We start from the raw sequence: 17,362 nt of genomic DNA on the forward strand, positions 1-17,362 counted from the left end.
AGGCGTTACTAACAAAACCCTTCATTACAAAATCAGAAAACGACCGTCAGGCAAAGCGCTTGCCGGTCGTTTTTGCTTTTACCGCAGGGTCTCAAAACCCGGCGAAGGCGTAGGGCAGGAGCAGCCCACGTTGATTTTGTGGCTCTTAAGTTGCGCTAACGCTGCGCTGCTTGAGCGCTGAAAATCAACAAACGTAAAAATAACGGGCAAAGCTCTAAAGCCCGATCCTTTGGTGACGCGGGGTGGAGCAGCCCGGTAGCTCGTCAGGCTCATAACCTGAAGGTCGTCAGTTCAAATCTGGCCCCCGCAACCAAAACAACAGCTGAAACAATGCATTAAAAGCCTCCTTCGGGAGGCTTTTCTGCGTTCTGAAACCCGAAACACCCGGACAAGGCGGTTACAGAAATGCCGAACGTTACGATTTTATTGCAACTGAAAATCGTTTGCATTATATGGCATGGTATAATTCTTGAGCCCGGAGGCCCGTGTGGCGAAATATTACAAGCAAATGGTCACCAGTGTGAAGCGTTGGACAGAATCGCTCTTCAGTTTCACGACGACGCGTGATCAGGGTTTTCGCTTCGACAGCGGTATGTTCACGATGTTGGGTCTGGAGGTGGATGGCCGGCCCTTGCTCAGGGCCTATTCCATAGCCTCGCCGGCATATGGCGAGGAACTCGAATTCTTGTCGATTGTCGTCCCGGATGGCCCGTTGACCTCACGCCTGCAACATGTACAGCCCGGTGATGAGGTCCTGATCGGCGCCAAGCCGACCGGCACCCTGCTTCTCGATAACCTGGAACCAGGGCGGACCTTATACCTCCTGGCTACGGGAACAGGGCTGGCCGCGTTCATGGGCTTGGTGCGAGAGCCGGATGCCTATGAGCGCTTTGAGCGTGTTGTACTCGTTCATGGCGTGCGCCACATCGGCGAATTGGCCTATCGCGATTTTCTAACCTCGGGGATTGTCGAGGACGAATATATTGGAGAACTGGCGAAGGCGCAGCTGACCTATTGCCCGACGGTAACGCGCGAGGCGTTTGAAAGGCAGGGGCGTATCACGGACATCCTGGTTTCGGATGCGTTTTTTGAGGAGCTTGGGTTACCAAGACTGAACGCGATGCATGACCGTGTTATGATCTGCGGCAGCACGGCGATGTTGCGCGATCTTTCGGCGATGCTGGATGATCTGGGTTTCGAGGAAGGTTCGAATGCCAAGGCCGGTCAATATGTTGTCGAGAAAGCTTTTGCGGATCAGCATGTACCTGCGCGATCGGTAGCGGCTGAATAACGGGTAAGCGACGGATTGGCTCTGCGACAGAAAGTGGAGACGCTGCTACGCGATCCGGGCAACTTGCCATGTCAGTTCTTTCAAAGGCCTCCCCTTCGAATCTAAGCCCTGCTTTTGCATCGCATACAGAGATCCGTACCAGGCACATCCGAGAATTGGCGCCGTCAAAATGACCTGGATATAGTGAGCGAGATACGTGCGTCCTGAGTTTGAGTGCGATCCTGGTGCCCGGACACAGCGCCGGAGCGATCCGTTACGTAGAAGGTGCGGCGTCTGTCACCACGCTCGCCGTTCAGCGCCTCAATTGTCAGAGTGGATTTCAGCCCCTTGAAACGGGTGGTCTCTATATATGCTGTCCAGACGGATTGATCACGATCATCGACTTCCTCGTCCACGTACCAGCTGCGACTGTGCAGGGCCGATTGATATTCCAGCCCCCAGGCGGCTTGCAGCCTGTGAAGATCCTGCCGGAATTCGAGCGTCCATGCGTGCTTGGTAATGTCGCTTAAGTCGCGATCGAGCCCGGTCAAGGGATCGCGGTAGGCGCTGTCACGAACTGTCGCATCCAGTTTCAGCAGGCCGCCCTGCACAAGACGAGCGATAGGAAGCGTGACCTGAAGATTGGCCCCCCATAGCTTGCCATCGCCAGCATCTCCCAGGGCCTGATCGCCCTCTGGCAGAAGGATATAATCCAGTACGCCCTCATAGCTTTCATGCCATACCTGGACGGCCAGAGCGCGGCCCTTGCCCCAACTATGGTCGAACCTCATCCTGGCTTCGGTGGTCCTCGTCGGCCTGAGTTGCGCATTGCCGCCCAACGCGCGGTTGTCAGCGGAATCGACCGATGCCGCGAAAGCGTCAAAATCGAGCTGATCGACACTGCGTCTGACCGTAAACTGTGCCTGGGTTCGGGCGGAAATTGTCCAGACGATGCCAACTGACGGTTTGATATAGATCAGGCCTTGTTCATTGCGTACGTCACCCGTCACCTTGATTTGCGATGCCTCGACGGCAAGACCGGCTTCCAGCCGTATGCGAGGTGAGAGTTTGTAGCTTGCATTGGCGAACGCTTCGCCGCGCAGTTCCGATACGCTCGTGTCCGCCCCTGTCAGGGTGACAGGGGTGAGCCCGTTGCCGGTGTCCTCGGCATAATCAAGCGCGCTGTCGAGGCGGTTATAGGCCACTTCAACTCCGAATTCCGTTCGCCAGCGCGTTTGATCTTCTCGACTTCGGGTCAGGCGCGCCACGCCTTCCAGCGGCTTCTGTGTCAGCCGGGAGCGCGACTGATATCCGGTCTCCGCATAGTCCTGATTCTCGGCATTGTCTTCCATGCGGACCAGGCCGACAACCTTCTGGACCCAGCCATCGCGCGGTGCACCCGTCCAGTCGGCGCCAAGTTCCAGACTCTTGCTGGCTTCCTCATAAGCATATGTGTTGCCGAAGGCGTTGCCGGCGGCATCACGGCCGGATTGTCGCCGCCAGGAGCTGTAACGATCATCATTGGCGCGCGCATTAAGAGTCAGGGTGCCGCTGGACCAGGTTCGTGCGGCGCTGCCGGCCAGGGTCAGGGCCGGTGCACTTCCGCGCAGGGTTTCATCCCAGGTCCGGGTGAGGGCGCCGTCGGCATCATAGAGGTGATAGATACCGGTCAGCGGATAGCTCGTGTTATCGACGGCCATCTCCATATTCGTCTGCCAGGCACCGTAGCGACGGGCCAGGTTCATCTTGGCGCTGGGCGAAATACGCCCGCCATCAGTATGGGCCAGGGTTACTGACCAATTGCCTGTGGAGGGTGCGTCCACCTTAAGTATGACATTGGCCACCAGGGTCTGGCCCTGCGCCTGAGCGGCCTCGGCGCCGCCCCGCAGGATTTCAATACGCTCCACTTGCCGGGCGGAAATACGATGCAGGACTTCCGTAATACCACCCGCCTTGACGGTCGGGCGCTGACCATCGACCAGAACATTGCTGGCGGCGCCGCCAAAGCCACGCACGCTGGCCCCTTCGTTCAGGACAAAGCCCGGCGTACGGTCGAGCATATCCAGCGCTGTCTGCGGGTGGTAGGCCTCGAAAAAACTGGCGGGAAAAACGGGCCTGGAGGCATCCCAGGCAGCACCCTTGCCCTGATGAACCTCCCGATCGTGTTCTACTATCCCATCTATGAACGGGACAGGCGCATCCTGCGCCATAAGGCTGGTCGCCAGCATCCAAATTGACTTCATGGGGAGCACTTTCACGAGGTTGGGGGGCGCAGACAGGCGGCTCTGCAAGGGGCGAAATTGACCGCCGAGTGCGATCAATTCGTATTGAGAATAATTCGCAATAGCATTATTTGCCCGGATTGCAAGCCGGTATAAATTTTAAATCCAGGGGCAAAATAAGTGGCATTTCGATACCGCTAACGCGAGGGTAGCTTTAGCTCTGTCTGTCGCGGTGGCCCAAGGGCCGACATTGTGAGGCAAATCCGAATTCTGCCTAATGATTTGATTTAAATATAAAATATGCAGTGCCTGTAATCACCCGTGTGGTGAGGAGGGCTCTGTGGCAATTTATCGCGCCTGCTAAGTTTTTAAATTAGATGGTTGACTTTCTTTCGTCATAAAACTACCCAGACCGTCGTTAATGCGACTTATTCTCAATTATTCTGGGGTTAATATGAAAAAGCTTAGTCTCCTCGCCGTTACCGGACTCGTGAGTGTCTTTGCGGTATCCGCTGCATGGGCGGACGATGCCGCCACCTATGACAACGACGGCAACCAGGTCGTCACGGTCAACGGCAAGAAAGTCGAAAAATCCAAAGCGCCAAGCACCGGTCCCTGGGGCGCAAAGTCTCTCCAGGACACACCCTATTCCATCAATGTCACGACAAGCGACCTGATCGAAAACGTCGTGGCAGGTAATATGGATCAGATCTACAAAATGAATCCGATCGTCCAGAATTCGGCGCCTTCGACTGTTTACGGTACGCCCTATGCGGCCATTCGCGGTTTCCATACCCAAAGCGGCGTGATGGATGGCTTGCGCCTGTCTTCGACCTCGACCAGTATCGCCATGGAAGAACTTGAGCGCGTTGAGGTCATGAACGGCCTGTCAGGCTTCATGTATGGTGTCGGCAATCCGGGCGGGGTCACCAATTACGTGCTCAAGCGGCCGACCTATCATCAGCTGACCAATGTCACTGTCGGCAACTATGGGGGCGGGCAGTATTTCGCGCATCTCGATCTGGGCAACAAGATCGACGAGGATGGCAAATTTGCCTATCGTCTCAACCTTTCCAGTCAGAATGGTGACACAACGAAGAAGGGGCAAAGCGTTGAGCGTGATCTGGTCAGCGGCGCCCTGGATTGGAACGTCACCAGCGATCTTAAGCTCCAGGTGGAAGCCGCCCATATTTTCAACCGGATCGACGGTATCGACTCGCGCTTCTATGCCTATGCCAACAGCAGCTATGGCGCTCTGAGCTACTGGATCGAACCGCTCGACAACAGCAAGACCTATACGCCGGACTGGACCTATCTGCAGATCAAGACCGATCGCATCGGTGTCAACGGCACCTGGAAGCTCAACGACGTGTTCAGCCTGCGCAGCGCCTATATCTACAAGCGCGATGAGCAGGAATCGATCAACATCTATCCGGCCTACTTTGCTGATTCCGGCTATGTAAACGGTTGGCCGTCGCGTAGCGCACCGTCCTACAATATCGCCCAGGGCGCCTATGTGTACCTCGACAGCGTCTTCAGCACAGGCAGCATCCAGCACCGCCTGACAACCGGGGTCTCCACCGACGTGCTGGAGGTCGACAATCACGTCAAGAGCTCTGTCAGCGCCTCCAATTCGCCGGCCTATACCGATCCTGACGATCTGATGAGCTGGGCCATGCCCGAGGCCCTGAACAACACCGATTGGGGCGCGAAATACAAGGCCAGCTATTCGACCAACACCAATATTATTGTCGGCGATGATATCACCTTCAATGACCGGTGGAGCGCCCTGATCGGTTTCAACGGCACCCACATCGAGACCAAGAACTACAGCTCGACCGGCACTTTGAGTTCAAGCTACGACAAATCGGTGGTTACGCCCAATATCTCGGTCATCTATAAGCCAACACCTAAGCTCACGACCTATGCCACCTATATGGAAGGGTTAGAGAAGGGGACTACGGTTCCGAATGACGCCACGCTCTATACCAATCCGGGCCAGATCCTCGATCCCTATATCAGTAAGCAGTATGAAGTCGGCAGCAAGTATGCCTGGTCTGACGCCGTCCTGCTGACGGGTGCGCTTTATCGCATTGAAAAGGCCAATTCCTATCAGGAAGTGGGCTCCGACGGCAGAACCACGATCAATCAGGACGGTGTGGAAGTCCACCAGGGCGTGGAATTCACCATCACCGGCAAGGTCACGCAGAACCTGACCCTGATCGCGGGCGGTTCCGTTCTCGATCTGAATATCGAGAAGGCCACCAATGCCGCTCTGGAAGGCAAGCAGCCGACGGGTGTGGCCGGCAATCTGGCCAAGCTATATGCCGAGTACAGCTTCCCGCAGGTTCCGGGCCTGACCGTCACCGGTGGCGCCTACTATACCGGCAGCATGTACAAGGACAGCGCCAACCTGCAGAAGATTGACAGTTCAACCATCTATGACATGGGGCTGCGCTACCGGACTGAGATCGCTCATCATATGACGAGCTTTAACCTGAACGTTTCGAACCTCACGGACGTGAACTACTGGGCAACGACCTATTCGCTGGGCATTCCGCGCACAGTTGCATTCTCGATCAAGACCGAGTTCTGATCGCGACAGTGTCGACAAGGCAGAATGGAAATGGCGGGAGCGAGCTCCCGCCATTTTTATGTGCAGATCGATGACTTGGGCGTTGGCGACCGAGGTTTGGCCGGCTACCGACGCTTCACCCATTTCAGCAGGATGTCGCGATTGATGTTCGCGGCTATCAGTATGAGCGCCGCTATTGTCATCCAGCCGCACCAGACGATCGTCCCATAACCAAATCCGAGGACTAAGCCGGCAATCAGCCAGGCCACAAACAGCATTGTAAAACCTGCCCCTCGCAGCGTCAGCGTGAGGCGGTGCGGCAGTTTGGCGCCAAACCAGTCAGCCTGGTGACGTCCCATGGCGGCCAGCAGCAGCCCGAAGGCTGTCAGGCAGCATAGGAACACGAAGCCATGCCCGGATGCAGTATCGGAAATCATTAGGGAGCGCTCCGGATTTAAATGGTTTCGGGGCTTGTAACAGGTAGGGGCTTCTTGCGGGCCTTGACCATCGGTTTGTGAAGCGCCGTCTTTCTGGCGGCAAGGGCGAAGAGGGCCGCGGTCAGCCACATCACGCTATCGAAGCTCACGAACAGCCAGTCTCCAGCCATCATGCTATCGATCAGCCCGCGCGATGTCGTGGCCGCATTGACGATCGGAACGAGGGCGTAAAGTCCGGCACACAGGCTCAATCCTTCAATCCAGCCCCGTTTTGAAGGGCGCGCCACGGCCCATACCAGCACGGCGCCCCAGGCAATGAACAGGCTGTGCACTTCCCAGTCGGCGCGCTTTGCCAGATCGAGAGGCAGGAGGCGATTGGCCAGGAAGTAGGTGGCGATACCGGCAGGGAAGCCTGTGATAAAGCCAATATTGAGTTTTTCGACCAGCCGAAAGCCGAAGTGAGGGCGTTCAGGATCGGGCAATTTTAAGCGACGTTTGCTTGTCCAGAGTATCAGCCCCGTGGCGACCATCATTGTACCGCCCACACCGCTGATGAAATAAAGCCAGCGCAGCATGGGGCCGGCATAACGCCCGGCATGCAGACCGATCATCACACCTTCCGTCCTGGCTTCGGCGCCACGCGACGCCGTGTTCCAGAGGACCTGCCCCGTCACGCCGTCCAGCTGTATCCTGGCGCCACGGGTATCTATCCGGTCTTGCGCCGCACTCGTGGCCGTTATGGTGGCCGCCTCGTCGCCTGGATTATTGATGCTGAGATAGGAAATGTTGTCGCTGTTCCAGCGATTGCGCGTGGCTTCAAAGACGGTGGCGAGATTTGTGAGGGGGGGCGGGCGCCCGACCGGTTCATGCACTGGCGCCTGGGGGTACAACTCCGCATAATAGCTTTCGCGGTTCAGGCCGCTGGCCTTGATCGGCCAGGGCATATAGAGCGAAGCCAGAGTAACGAGGCCGGTATAGGTGATCATCAGAATGAAGGGCAGGCCCATCACCGCAGAAACATTATGCGCGTCGAGCCACGACCGCTGGCCTTTCCCGAAACGCAGCATGAAGAAGTCGGCGAAAATTTTCTTGTGCGTCACAATGCCTGTGAGGCAAGCGGTCAGCAGCATCATGGCGCAGAAACCGACGATCCAGCGCGCCCACATAACCGGCATGTAGTGCAGGTCGAAGTGAAAGCGATAGAGGAAGAAACCGCCTTTGGTATCACGCGCTGTGACAACCTCGCCTGAAGCTGGATCAAGGGTGGCGCGGTCCTCACGGTAATTGCGTTTGGCTTCCTTGCCCGGTTCGGGCCTGGAGGTCCAATACACCGTGACGGGGCCGCCGCGCTTGTCCGGCAGGGATATGTCCCAGGCCACCGCATCTTTTTTGTGCGCGCTCAGCCAATTGACGGCGTTTTGTGCCGCCACCTGCGACGTCACTTGCCCTGATAATTCGGGCGTCATCCAGCGCGTGATTTCGGACTGGAAATAGGCCGTGGTGCCGCTCAGGAATATCACGAACAGAAACCAGCCGACCAGCAGACCGGTCCAGGTATGGAGCCAGGCCATGCTTTGTCGAAAAGCGCCCTTCATTGCGTCACCAGCAGCAGCCAGAGGGTGGCGCCCAAAATGGCAGTCGGGATCAGCAGGCCGATGGCCATCTGTTTAAGTGTTCGGGCGGCGAATACCCACATGATGACGCAGGTACAGATGGCGAAGGATGACAGCATGCCGGTCAATACGGCACCGACGGGTGCAATGCCTGGCAGGCGGGGGAGTCCTGCCGACATCGCTGACGCCCATAGCGCCGCGAGAATATAACCGCCTGCGGCGGCGCATACGGTTCGAACAGCAACAGAGAGGCGAGCAGCGAGCCGAGGTGGCACGCGCAGTGAATGAGATATGGAGAGCAATTTAAAGGCCCGGTTTGTGTCGAAGCCGCGCTCGGCGCAGGCTGTATAATTTGCGAACGATTTGCAAATTCTATAGCTCGCACCCATTTGCGAGTCAATCGCAAATTCGGTTTTGATTGGTATATTTATACTTTGAAATCACAAGCTTGGCCCTATGCTGTCTCTTGGCAGATAGGTGGCTTCTTCGGTTTCAAGTATCAAAATCTCGGCTGGATTCTGTCGCGGCCAGGCTTGATCATGAGCCATTCTGAAGTGGCCGCCTCCGTCTGCTTTGGGGCATGATTTACCACCCCGCGACCTTGTCCGGATTGGGGCGCTCAACCGACCTGGTTGAGGGTGTCGTGGCCATTGTAATTGCTGACGGTGACGCGGTTGCGGCCAGTTTCCTTGGCTTTATACAGAGCTGCATCGGCTGCCTCCAACAGGGCGATCGGCTCGGTCGTTTGCCGGGTCGTCGCTACACCGATGCTAACGGTTAAGCTCAAATTGCCGCTGCCCGTATCGAAACAAGTTGAGGCGATGACCTCCCGTAGACGCTCCGCAACATCTACAGCGCCAAACGAATCCGTTCCTGGCAGGATTGCCACGAACTCTTCCCCACCGATCCGGAAGACCTTGTCGAAGGGACGCACGTTGCGCCTCATGGTATCCGCAATTACTGAAATGGCCTGATCCCCGACTGCGTGGCCATAGGTATCGTTGACGCGCTTGAAGTGATCTATATCCACCGCCAGGAGTGCGGTTTGTTCACCGAAACGCTTCTGGCGCGCGCTCACCTCAACCATGGCTTCGTCAAAGGCGCGGCGGTTGCCGAGTTTTGTCAGGCTATCCTCGTGTGCCAGCGTCGACAAAGCCTGTTCCGAGTCGTGGATGCGGCCGATCATCCGATTGAATTCTTCGGCGACGCGTTGGAGTTCGGGCGGTATTGCAATTTCGATCCGGTGATTGCGATCGCCCTCGGCGAAACGGGAGGCGCCTGCAACAAGTCGATCGACGCTGCTGGCCATAACACGGCCAATTAAATAGACGCCGGCAAACACCATCTGGAGCGCCAATACCGCTGCAATGCCCGCGATCCAGATCGCATGATCATAAGCGCGAACGGCCGTATCGTGGTCATCGTTAAGATCTGTGGCTAGGCGTTCGTGAATGGTCGTCAACTTATCGTTGGCCGCCGTAATTTCGTCCTGAAACTGGCGTTGGAGCTTCAGTTCTTCAGGCGTTGCGATAGGCGCCGCCTCCGCAATAAGGCTGTTCGCGTATTGATCGGCGCTCGCCCAGTTTGCCTGCGCCCGCGTCAATAAGGGGAGCAGGGCTGGCTCGTCCTTTAGCGCCTCGCTCACACTGGAAAATTCGCGTTCGATCGTTTTTCTTTGGGCGCGATAGGTGTCGAGCGATCGATAGTCTCTACGTTCGACATAGTCATCGATTGAAGGATCGGTTTCAAGGATCAGGACCCGCAAATTCTGGACTGGCAGAATTTCATGACGCTGACGATATGCGACGTCGCTGAAGGGGTGGATGACGCCCAGATTGAGCAATATGAAGCCGCCGATCGCGGAAACGGTCAACGGGGCGAGTGCCATAAACATGCCCAGGGCGACCCAATATCGTAGAGATTTTCCCCGAATGAATTTAAGCAATCGTTCCTCCAACACGCGACATATAGTCGGTATGGTAGCAGAATTTCATATACAAACAGTTGACCTCAGAAAAACCAACTCGCCTGCACTGTTTCGGGCTAAAAGTGAAACTGAGGCAAATGTCCGTATATGGAAACACCCTGCGGTCGCGAACGCAATTTCGGGAGTGGGGCGGCGTTATTGGGCAATAATCAGGCCGCTTTATAACTGAAGCAAACGGCTTGTGCATCGGACATGTGTCTTGTGGTGGTCACTCAGCGTGTAATTACTCCAATGCCATCGAAGGCGACAACGGGGCGGTCCAGTACGGCCCGAGGCAATACCAGCTTGAAGTAGCGTCCATTGATGGTCTCCGCGAAGTGAAGCTGTTGAATGGCGCGATTGGCGGCGATGTTGGAGAACTCCCCCGTAAGCGCCGGTTTCCAGACCTGACCGTCCACACTTACCGACGCGATAAAGCCCGCCGGGGCGCCAAGATCGGGGGTGGGGTGGTTGGGAGGCGACGGCGGTTTCAGGGTGAAGCCCTTGAGCCCGTAGTCTGCACCCAGGTCGATCACCAGTTCGACCGCCTGTCCGGCCTGGCCTTTGACCGTCCCGCCGGTCAACAGCTTGCCGGGCTCGTCGACACTTGCCGAGACAATACGCCAGCCGACCGGCGCAAGATCGAAACTGACGGTCGTGGCCGCGCTGGTGGCGCCGGTGTGCGGGCTGACGGCAATGGCCTTTACCGTGCCGCCGTCTGGCAGAGCTATGGGTGCTGCGTATAAGGGGCTGGTTAAAGACGGTGTTGTGCCGTCAACCGTAAAGTAAATCTGCAGATCGTCGGGCACGGCCTTCAGACTCACAACGCCCTGGGCATCACGCGAGATAAGGGGCTCCTCAACCACGGCCGGGAGGCGGAACAGACCAAAATTACCCATGATCGGCGAGGCGGCCGCCGTCAGTATCCTGAGGCGGACACGGCTGGTGGTTACGGGGGCGTCGAGACGGATCAGACGCTTGTACCCGACGGACGTATGCCGGCTGATCTCGGTCCATTGACCGTCCTTGAAAATGTCCACCGCATAATCATCGACCCGAACACCGTAGCGCAGGTCTTCTGCGAACTGGATAATATCGAAGGTCTGGGGGCTGGGCAGATCGATGCGGAGCCAGGCGCCGTTCGTCTCTGACGCATCGGCGGCCCAGAAGGCGCCGGCTTTCAGAACATTGGCAGGCGTGTAGGCGGAACTGGCGCTTGAAGACGCCGTCGCTTTCGCGCCCCTCGCCAGGTTGGTGGTGAAGCCCTTATCGAGAATGGATTTCCAGCCCTTCAGGGAGGCGACATCTTCATCCGGAATGCGACCCCGGCGATCCGGCGCCAGATTGAGCAGCAAGGTGGTGCCGCGGCCCACTGACTCGAAATAGACCTTGGTCAGATTGGCGGGTGAGCGGGGCGTTTCGTCGGCATGCCAGAACCAGCCTGGCCGGATCGAGGTATTGGTTTCGGCCGGGTTCCAGATGTCGCCGCCCCGGATACCGTGATTGCCGATTTCGCGCGTATAGGGCCGGCTATCGACCGTCGGCCAGCATGGATCGCCGGCGACGCCGTTTTCATTGCCGACCCAGCGGATATCCATATGCGCATCGGCGAACATTACCGCTTCCGGCTGGTTTTTCCGGACGATTTCCCGGACCGTATCCCATTGATAATAGGTTTGGCCGTCGATCCTGCGCGTCTCTCTCGCGCCGCCATAGTAGCCGTCACCGCCATTGGCGCCGTCGAACCACACTTCGAACAGCTTGCCGTATTGGGTGGTCAGTTCGTTCAGTTGGTTGTGGTAGTACTCGACATAGGCCGGACGGCCGTATTCGGCGTGATTACGATCCCAGGGTGAAAGATAGACCCCGAATTCAAGCCCGGCCGCTGCGCAGGCCTGGGCCATTTCCGCCACTATATCGCCTTTGCCACCCTTGTACGGGCTGTTCTTGATGGAATGCTCGGTATAGGCGCTCGGCCACAGGCAAAAACCATCATGATGCTTGGCCGTAAGGACCAGACCGGTCATCCCCGCGGACTTGCCTGCGTCCACAATCTGCGCCGCACTGAAGTCGGTGGGGTTGAACACCGATGTGGGTTCGTCGCCATACCCCCATTCCTTGTCGGTGAAGGTATTGACGGTGAAATGTACAAAACCGTGAATGTCTTTGCGATGCCATGCCAGCTGACGCGGCGAGGGGAGAGCGCCGTAAGGCGCCAAGGCCTGCCGCGCAGATGCGGGAGACAGGGCGCCGGTCGCGGTCGCCACGGTCGCGGCCGTCGTACCCCACAGCATCTGCCTGCGCGTGATGAAATTCATAATGGATAGTCCTCCCTGGGGACGGGTTCCATATCGCCGGTCACTTTTCATGTCCGGACGACGATTGTATTAACTTCTATATATGGTAATTAGTGCCATATGTAAAATTATACAAGTGAGGTTTGTAATGAAGGCCATAGTCTGCGACGCGCCTTCTTTCCTGGCTGTGCGTGAGCGCCCCAAGCCGCAGCGCGGCGAGGGAGAGGTTCTGGTTCGGATAAATCGGGTCGGACTCTGCGGCACGGATTTCCATACATTCGATGGCAATCAGCCTTTCCTGTCCTATCCCATTGTCATGGGGCACGAATTGGCGGGCGAGGTGGCCGAGGTCGGTCCGGAGAGTCAATTGCCTCTGGGCGCCTTGGTCACTATCAACCCCTACCGGGCCTGTGGCGGGTGCATTGCCTGTCGCAAGGGCAAGCCGAATTGCTGTGTGAATATTCAGGTGCTGGGGGTTCATACGGATGGAGGGATGACCGAATATCTGTGCGTACCGGAGCATATGATTATCCGTGCGGACGGCCTCACACCCGATCAGGCGGCCATGGTGGAATTCCTGTCGATAGGCGCCCATGCCGTGCGCCGCGCTGCTGTCGTGCCTGGTGAGCGTGTCCTGGTCGTGGGAGGTGGCCCCATTGGCATCGCGGCGGCTCTGTTCGCGCGCTTCGCGGGCGCCGATGTCAGTCTGATCGACACTCAGGATGAACGCGTAGCCTATGTTTCTCAGCGCCTCGGTTTTGAGCGGACGGCGGTCGCCGGGCCCGAAGTGGCGCAATGGCTGGCCGCGCAGACCGACGGGGAATTTTACGACATCGTCTTTGATGCGACCGGTAGCGCGCGGGCCATCGAAGCGGGTTTCGGCTATGTCGCGCATGGCGGCAAATATGTCCTGATCAGTGTGGTGAAGGGAGGGGTGACCTTCGAGGACCCGGAATTCCATAAGCGCGAAATGCAGCTCATCGGCAGCCGTAACGCGACCAATGAGGATTTCCAGAAGGTCATCGACTATCTGCGTACGGGCCGGATTCCGGCCGAGGCGCTGTTGACCCACAGGTTTCCTCTTATCGATGCGCCTCAGGCCATGTCCGGCTTCAAGGCCGATCGTGCCCGTGTGCTGAAGGCGGTCGGCTATTTTTGAAGGGCTTGAAAACGCGGGCGCTTCGCCATAGCAAGAGGTATGAATGCCATGCCAAAATCCGATGCGCCTCGACCCAGGACAGGATCATATTCCGCACCGGCCCTTGAAAAGGGTTTCAACGTCCTGGAAATCCTGGCGGATACGCCGTCCGGCCTGACCGTGAGCGAGATCGCGGCGCGTCTGGGCCTGTCGCTCAGCGAGATTTTTCGCGTTGTCATGGTGATGGAGCAAAGGGGCTGGCTGCGAAAAGGCGCGGGCGATAAATATCGCGTTACGCCGAAAGTATTGGAGCTGGCTTTTCGTGCCACAGGCGGTGAAGAACTGACCGTCATCGCGGCGCCGATCCTGCGGGATCTGTGCGTCCGGATCGAGCAATCCTGTCATCTGGTGGTGCGCAATGGCGAACGTGGTCTTGTCATGTTCCGGGCTGAAAATCCGGGACCTACGGGATTGGCCGTTCGACTGGGAGCGGACATAGCCCTTGACACAACCTGCTCGGGCCATGTCCTGCTGGCATTTGCCGGGGACACTGACAGTCTTCCGGAGCTGGCCGGCGAGTTCGCCAAAATCCGGACGCGCGGCTTCGCGCAGATGAAGAGCACAAGGACCCTGGGGGTCACCGACATCAGTTGCCCGGTCTTTGGTCTGGGCGGTAAGATCGTCGCCGCTGTGACTGTGCCGTTCGTCAGGCTGATCGACGGTTCCCAGGATGTGGGACTGGATCAGGCTTGTGCCGAACTGTTGAAAGCGGCGCAGAGTATCTCGGCCGAAATGACCGGAGGCGCGGATTAGAGGGCGCTACAGTTTAAATCGTTGAGCACGGTCTGCTATCTTTCTGTTTGAGCTGTGTAGATGTCCAGTGGGTCAAGTCCCTGCATGCGCCACTTGTCAAAGGGAGGGGCTTCGATCCGGGTGAAGATGAAAGCAACTGATCTACACTGTATGAGAAGACGACGGTCCAGGGCTGTCACCAGCTCAACAGGCCGCTCTCGTGCTCGAAGCCTTACCAGGCGGTTGCGCCGCCATCGAGGTTGAAATCGGCGCCGGTGATCCAGGTCGATTCATCTGAGGCAAGGAATGTGGCCAGCCAGGCCGCATCTTCGGGCGTGCCCAGGCGTTTGATCATGCCCTTGGCCAGCACATTCTCAACAAAGACAGGGTTCTTCAGCGGCTCCTCGGTCGCCTTGGTCCTGATCAGGGCCGGCGAGATGGTGTTGGCGCGGATATTGTGCGCGCCGCCTTCCATGGCCAGTTGCCGGGTCATGGCGAGGACGCCGCCCTTGCCGGCACAGTGGGCGAGGGCTCCGGACTGTTCCAGAGCGTGATAGGCATTGGCCGAGGCGAAATTGATGATCGAGCCGCCGCCGCGTGTTTTCAGGTGCGGCCAGGCGGCCTTGATCGCCAGAAAGACGATATCGAGTTCGCCAACCATGGTGGTGCGCCAGTCGGCATAGGTCATGTCGTCCAGCCATTTGAAGATGCCGACGGCGGCGGCATTGACCAGGATATCGAACCCGCCATGGCGCTCCACGGCGCGATCGATCAGGGCCTGCGCCCCGGGCTCGGTCATCAGGTCGCAGGTCATGGCCTCGATGGACCAGCCTTCGGCGGCAGCAATGGCGGCGGTGGCGGCCGCGCCTTCGGCATCGATGTCGCAGCCCACGACCTTTGCGCCCTGACGGGCATACATCAGGGCAATGCCCTGGCCGATGCCATGGGCGATGCCGGTAACCACGGCCACCTTGCCGAGCAGACGACCGTAACCCGGCGCAAAGGCAGGGGCGGTGGAAATAGCTTCGCGGTGCTGCGCCCTCACATTATCCGGCATCATTTTACCCACGGGCTTTGCGCGCCGGCAGGTGCGTAAGCGAGCGATGCCGCGACGACCAGTGGCATGACGGCCCCGCCAAACAGGGAGAATACGGACCTGGCTTTCTTTTTCGGCTGTGCGATTGGATATCTCATGCTCAGTTTTCCGTCACGTTAAGAACGATATCACCCTCATAGTGACCGGGGGCGATAGGCGTGGCCGTACCGTTCACAGACAACTGAATGTGCCGTCCTCCGGCTGCCTTGATCTGCCCGCCCGCCTGAATATCCAATTGGGTCAGGTAGCTTGTCGAAGGCACCGTCCAGACCGAGCGCGCATCGATGGCCACCGCAAGCGGCCGCTTGTCGGCGGATTTCTCGAAGGTATTGATGACATTCCCGACTTCGCGATAGGTCGCACGATCGGGCGCCTGTCCGCTGGCGGGTTGGGCCAGTGCGGTTGAGATGACACCGGAAAGCCGGGTGTTCTGGAGGGTGAGCGTCAGGCTCTGACCAGGCATGGCATGGGCAATATCGCCGTTCAGTGTCGTGTTCCTGAAGGTGGCTACGACATCCTTGCTGTAAACAGGGCCTTGCTGACCTGGCGGCGGGGACGCCCCTGGCGGTGGGCCCGCGCGCATCATGTCCTTCATGATCGGGTCGTCATTTTCCATGGTCTGAAGCAGAACGCCATTGCCCGGCAACAGCCTGGCATTGTCGACGATAATCGTGGTCCCTCTGCCCTTGACCTCAATCGAGGTGGACTTGGTTTTGAAAACCGAACCCCCTTCTATGGTCAGGGTGCCGCCGCCTGTGCCCTGGTGCATCATCACCCCGATCTTGCCGGATTGGACGACGGTGCGATTGGTGAAGGTCGCCGAACCAGGGCCGCCGATCACGACGCCATAGTCGTTGACGTTGAAGCTCACATGATCGAAGACATCGTGGGCAAGGCCGTTGGCATAGGCGCCGTAGCCGCTATCCACCGTCTCGATACGGCTGTTTTTGACAATGAGTTGGGTCGGTCCCTCGCCGTCGGTCGCCAGTACCCCCCAGCCGTGGGATTTGATATGGCTGTTGTTGTAACGCACGACAGCCTTGCCCTGGACATTGGTTGACCGCGTATTGCCTGAAAGTCCTAACCCGTACGGCACCTCCATCATCTCACCCGGCAGGATCGAAAACTTGTAATCGGGGGGAAGGGTGCCTCCAAAGGTTTCGATCTCGGCATTGTTGACGGTGACATCGGCATTGCCATCGACGAAGATCGCCGTCCGTATCACGCCATGGGTGGTGATGCGCGGGCGATCCAGGACGACATGGGCATCGCCTCCGATAGCGATAGCCGCGCCATAGCCGATGGAATCGTCCCCGCCGTTCCCGCTCAGGGCGATCACCGGATCTTTAAGCTGATAGGTCGATTTTCCGGTGATAATGACGCCGGTGAACGTGGGGTCGTTCGAGGTGAGCTTCAGGTTGCTTGCGCCTGTATCTGTAATATTCGCATTGCCCAGCACCGACGGCACAGATTTGCTGTGCACAAAACCGCCATCGATATAAAGACCGGCGCGCAGCGAGTAGGGTGTGCCGCCAAGCATTGGACTGACCACGATGTTTTCGGTCGGCGTCAGTACGACTTCGCCGGTATAGGTACCGGGTGCGATTCCGGTCCCTATGCCATTCACGGTCAGGGTCAGGCTTTTACCTTCCGGCGCCTTGAGGGCGCCGTCCGCGGTCACGACCAGACTGGAAAGGGCCGTGCGCTCCGAGACTATCTGCGCGCTGGTTACGGCGAGCTTGGGAAGGGCGGTATTTGCCTGAACCTCAGCGCCTGCTGTAGAGGCGACAGCCAGCAGGCCGAGAAGTGTGCAGACGGATACATGAAGGAGCAGGCGAGGTTTAAGCGACATTGTTGGACTTTCCCGGCTATGGGTTAGAGCACTTTTCGAAAAGTGTGATGTCCTTTCGAAAAGTGCGTTAAAGCAAAGAAGTGGTGCGCTGATCTGATACGATC

General features: G+C 58.0%; 12 protein-coding genes and 1 tRNA gene. 5 read left to right on the top strand and 8 right to left on the bottom strand.

All coding sequences use genetic code 11. The features are described from left to right. Window positions 1-236 precede the first annotated feature (236 nt). Both QM647_RS17840 and QM647_RS17845 read left to right on the top strand, forming a co-directional pair. Window positions 237-313: transfer RNA gene (locus QM647_RS17840), tRNA-Met, on the top strand. Window positions 314-487: 174 nt separating this feature from the next. Beyond that, on the top strand, window positions 488-1,291 hold the full coding sequence (locus tag QM647_RS17845) for a ferredoxin--NADP reductase (RefSeq protein WP_414996907.1): 804 nt from the start codon (window positions 488-490) through the stop codon (window positions 1,289-1,291). A 164-nt stretch (window positions 1,292-1,455) separates the two neighbouring features. Here the strand turns inward: QM647_RS17845 and QM647_RS17850 are convergent, their stop codons facing one another. Beyond that, window positions 1,456-3,513 (bottom strand): TonB-dependent receptor plug domain-containing protein, encoded by a 2,058-nt coding sequence (locus QM647_RS17850; RefSeq protein WP_414996908.1) that lies wholly within the window; start codon window positions 3,511-3,513, stop codon window positions 1,456-1,458. Window positions 3,514-3,946: 433 nt separating this feature from the next. Between QM647_RS17850 and QM647_RS17855 the strand changes: the two genes are divergently transcribed. Further along, window positions 3,947-6,088, top strand: a complete 2,142-nt coding sequence (locus QM647_RS17855) for a TonB-dependent siderophore receptor (protein ID WP_414996909.1) — start codon at window positions 3,947-3,949, stop codon at window positions 6,086-6,088. Between the two features lie 104 nt (window positions 6,089-6,192). Here the strand turns inward: QM647_RS17855 and QM647_RS17860 are convergent, their stop codons facing one another. The 5 genes from QM647_RS17860 to QM647_RS17880 form a co-directional block, all read right to left on the bottom strand. Next, window positions 6,193-6,504: a DUF3325 domain-containing protein gene (locus QM647_RS17860; RefSeq protein WP_414996910.1), complete on the bottom strand. Its 312-nt coding sequence runs from the start codon at window positions 6,502-6,504 to the stop codon at window positions 6,193-6,195. Between the two features lie 17 nt (window positions 6,505-6,521). Next, window positions 6,522-8,075, bottom strand: coding sequence for a PepSY-associated TM helix domain-containing protein (locus QM647_RS17865; RefSeq protein ID WP_414996911.1), 1,554 nt, complete (start codon window positions 8,073-8,075; stop codon window positions 6,522-6,524). Window positions 8,076-8,095: 20 nt separating this feature from the next. Next, complete coding sequence (locus QM647_RS17870) at window positions 8,096-8,296, bottom strand: DUF3649 domain-containing protein (RefSeq protein ID WP_414996912.1); 201 nt, start codon at window positions 8,294-8,296, stop codon at window positions 8,096-8,098. 440 nt (window positions 8,297-8,736) lie between these two features. Next, on the bottom strand, window positions 8,737-10,005 hold the full coding sequence (locus QM647_RS17875; RefSeq protein WP_414996913.1) for a diguanylate cyclase: 1,269 nt from the start codon (window positions 10,003-10,005) through the stop codon (window positions 8,737-8,739). A gap of 311 nt (window positions 10,006-10,316) precedes the next feature. Beyond that, entirely contained in the window at window positions 10,317-12,401 is a 2,085-nt protein-coding gene (locus QM647_RS17880) for an alpha-L-fucosidase (RefSeq protein WP_414996914.1), read from the bottom strand. Window positions 12,402-12,528: 127 nt separating this feature from the next. On the opposite strand from QM647_RS17880, the gene QM647_RS17885 reads away from it, so the two are divergent. Next, entirely contained in the window at window positions 12,529-13,539 is a 1,011-nt protein-coding gene (locus tag QM647_RS17885) for a zinc-binding alcohol dehydrogenase family protein (protein WP_414996915.1), read from the top strand. Window positions 13,540-13,587: 48 nt separating this feature from the next. Continuing rightward, window positions 13,588-14,331 carry an IclR family transcriptional regulator gene (locus QM647_RS17890; RefSeq protein ID WP_414996916.1) on the top strand — a complete coding sequence of 248 codons (744 nt, stop codon included), beginning with the start codon at window positions 13,588-13,590 and terminating at the stop codon, window positions 14,329-14,331. Window positions 14,332-14,542: 211 nt separating this feature from the next. On the opposite strand, the gene QM647_RS17895 is transcribed toward QM647_RS17890, so the two are convergent. Together QM647_RS17895 and QM647_RS17900 are read right to left on the bottom strand one after the other, a co-directional pair. Further along, window positions 14,543-15,367 (bottom strand): SDR family NAD(P)-dependent oxidoreductase, encoded by an 825-nt coding sequence (locus tag QM647_RS17895; RefSeq protein ID WP_414996917.1) that lies wholly within the window; start codon window positions 15,365-15,367, stop codon window positions 14,543-14,545. Between the two features lie 139 nt (window positions 15,368-15,506). After that, window positions 15,507-17,258, bottom strand: a complete 1,752-nt coding sequence (locus QM647_RS17900; RefSeq protein WP_414996918.1) for a hypothetical protein — start codon at window positions 17,256-17,258, stop codon at window positions 15,507-15,509. Between the last annotated feature and the right edge of the window lie 104 nt (window positions 17,259-17,362).

The organism is Asticcacaulis sp. (assembly GCF_047605585.1).
Classification (GTDB): Bacteria; Pseudomonadota; Alphaproteobacteria; order Caulobacterales; family Caulobacteraceae; genus Asticcacaulis.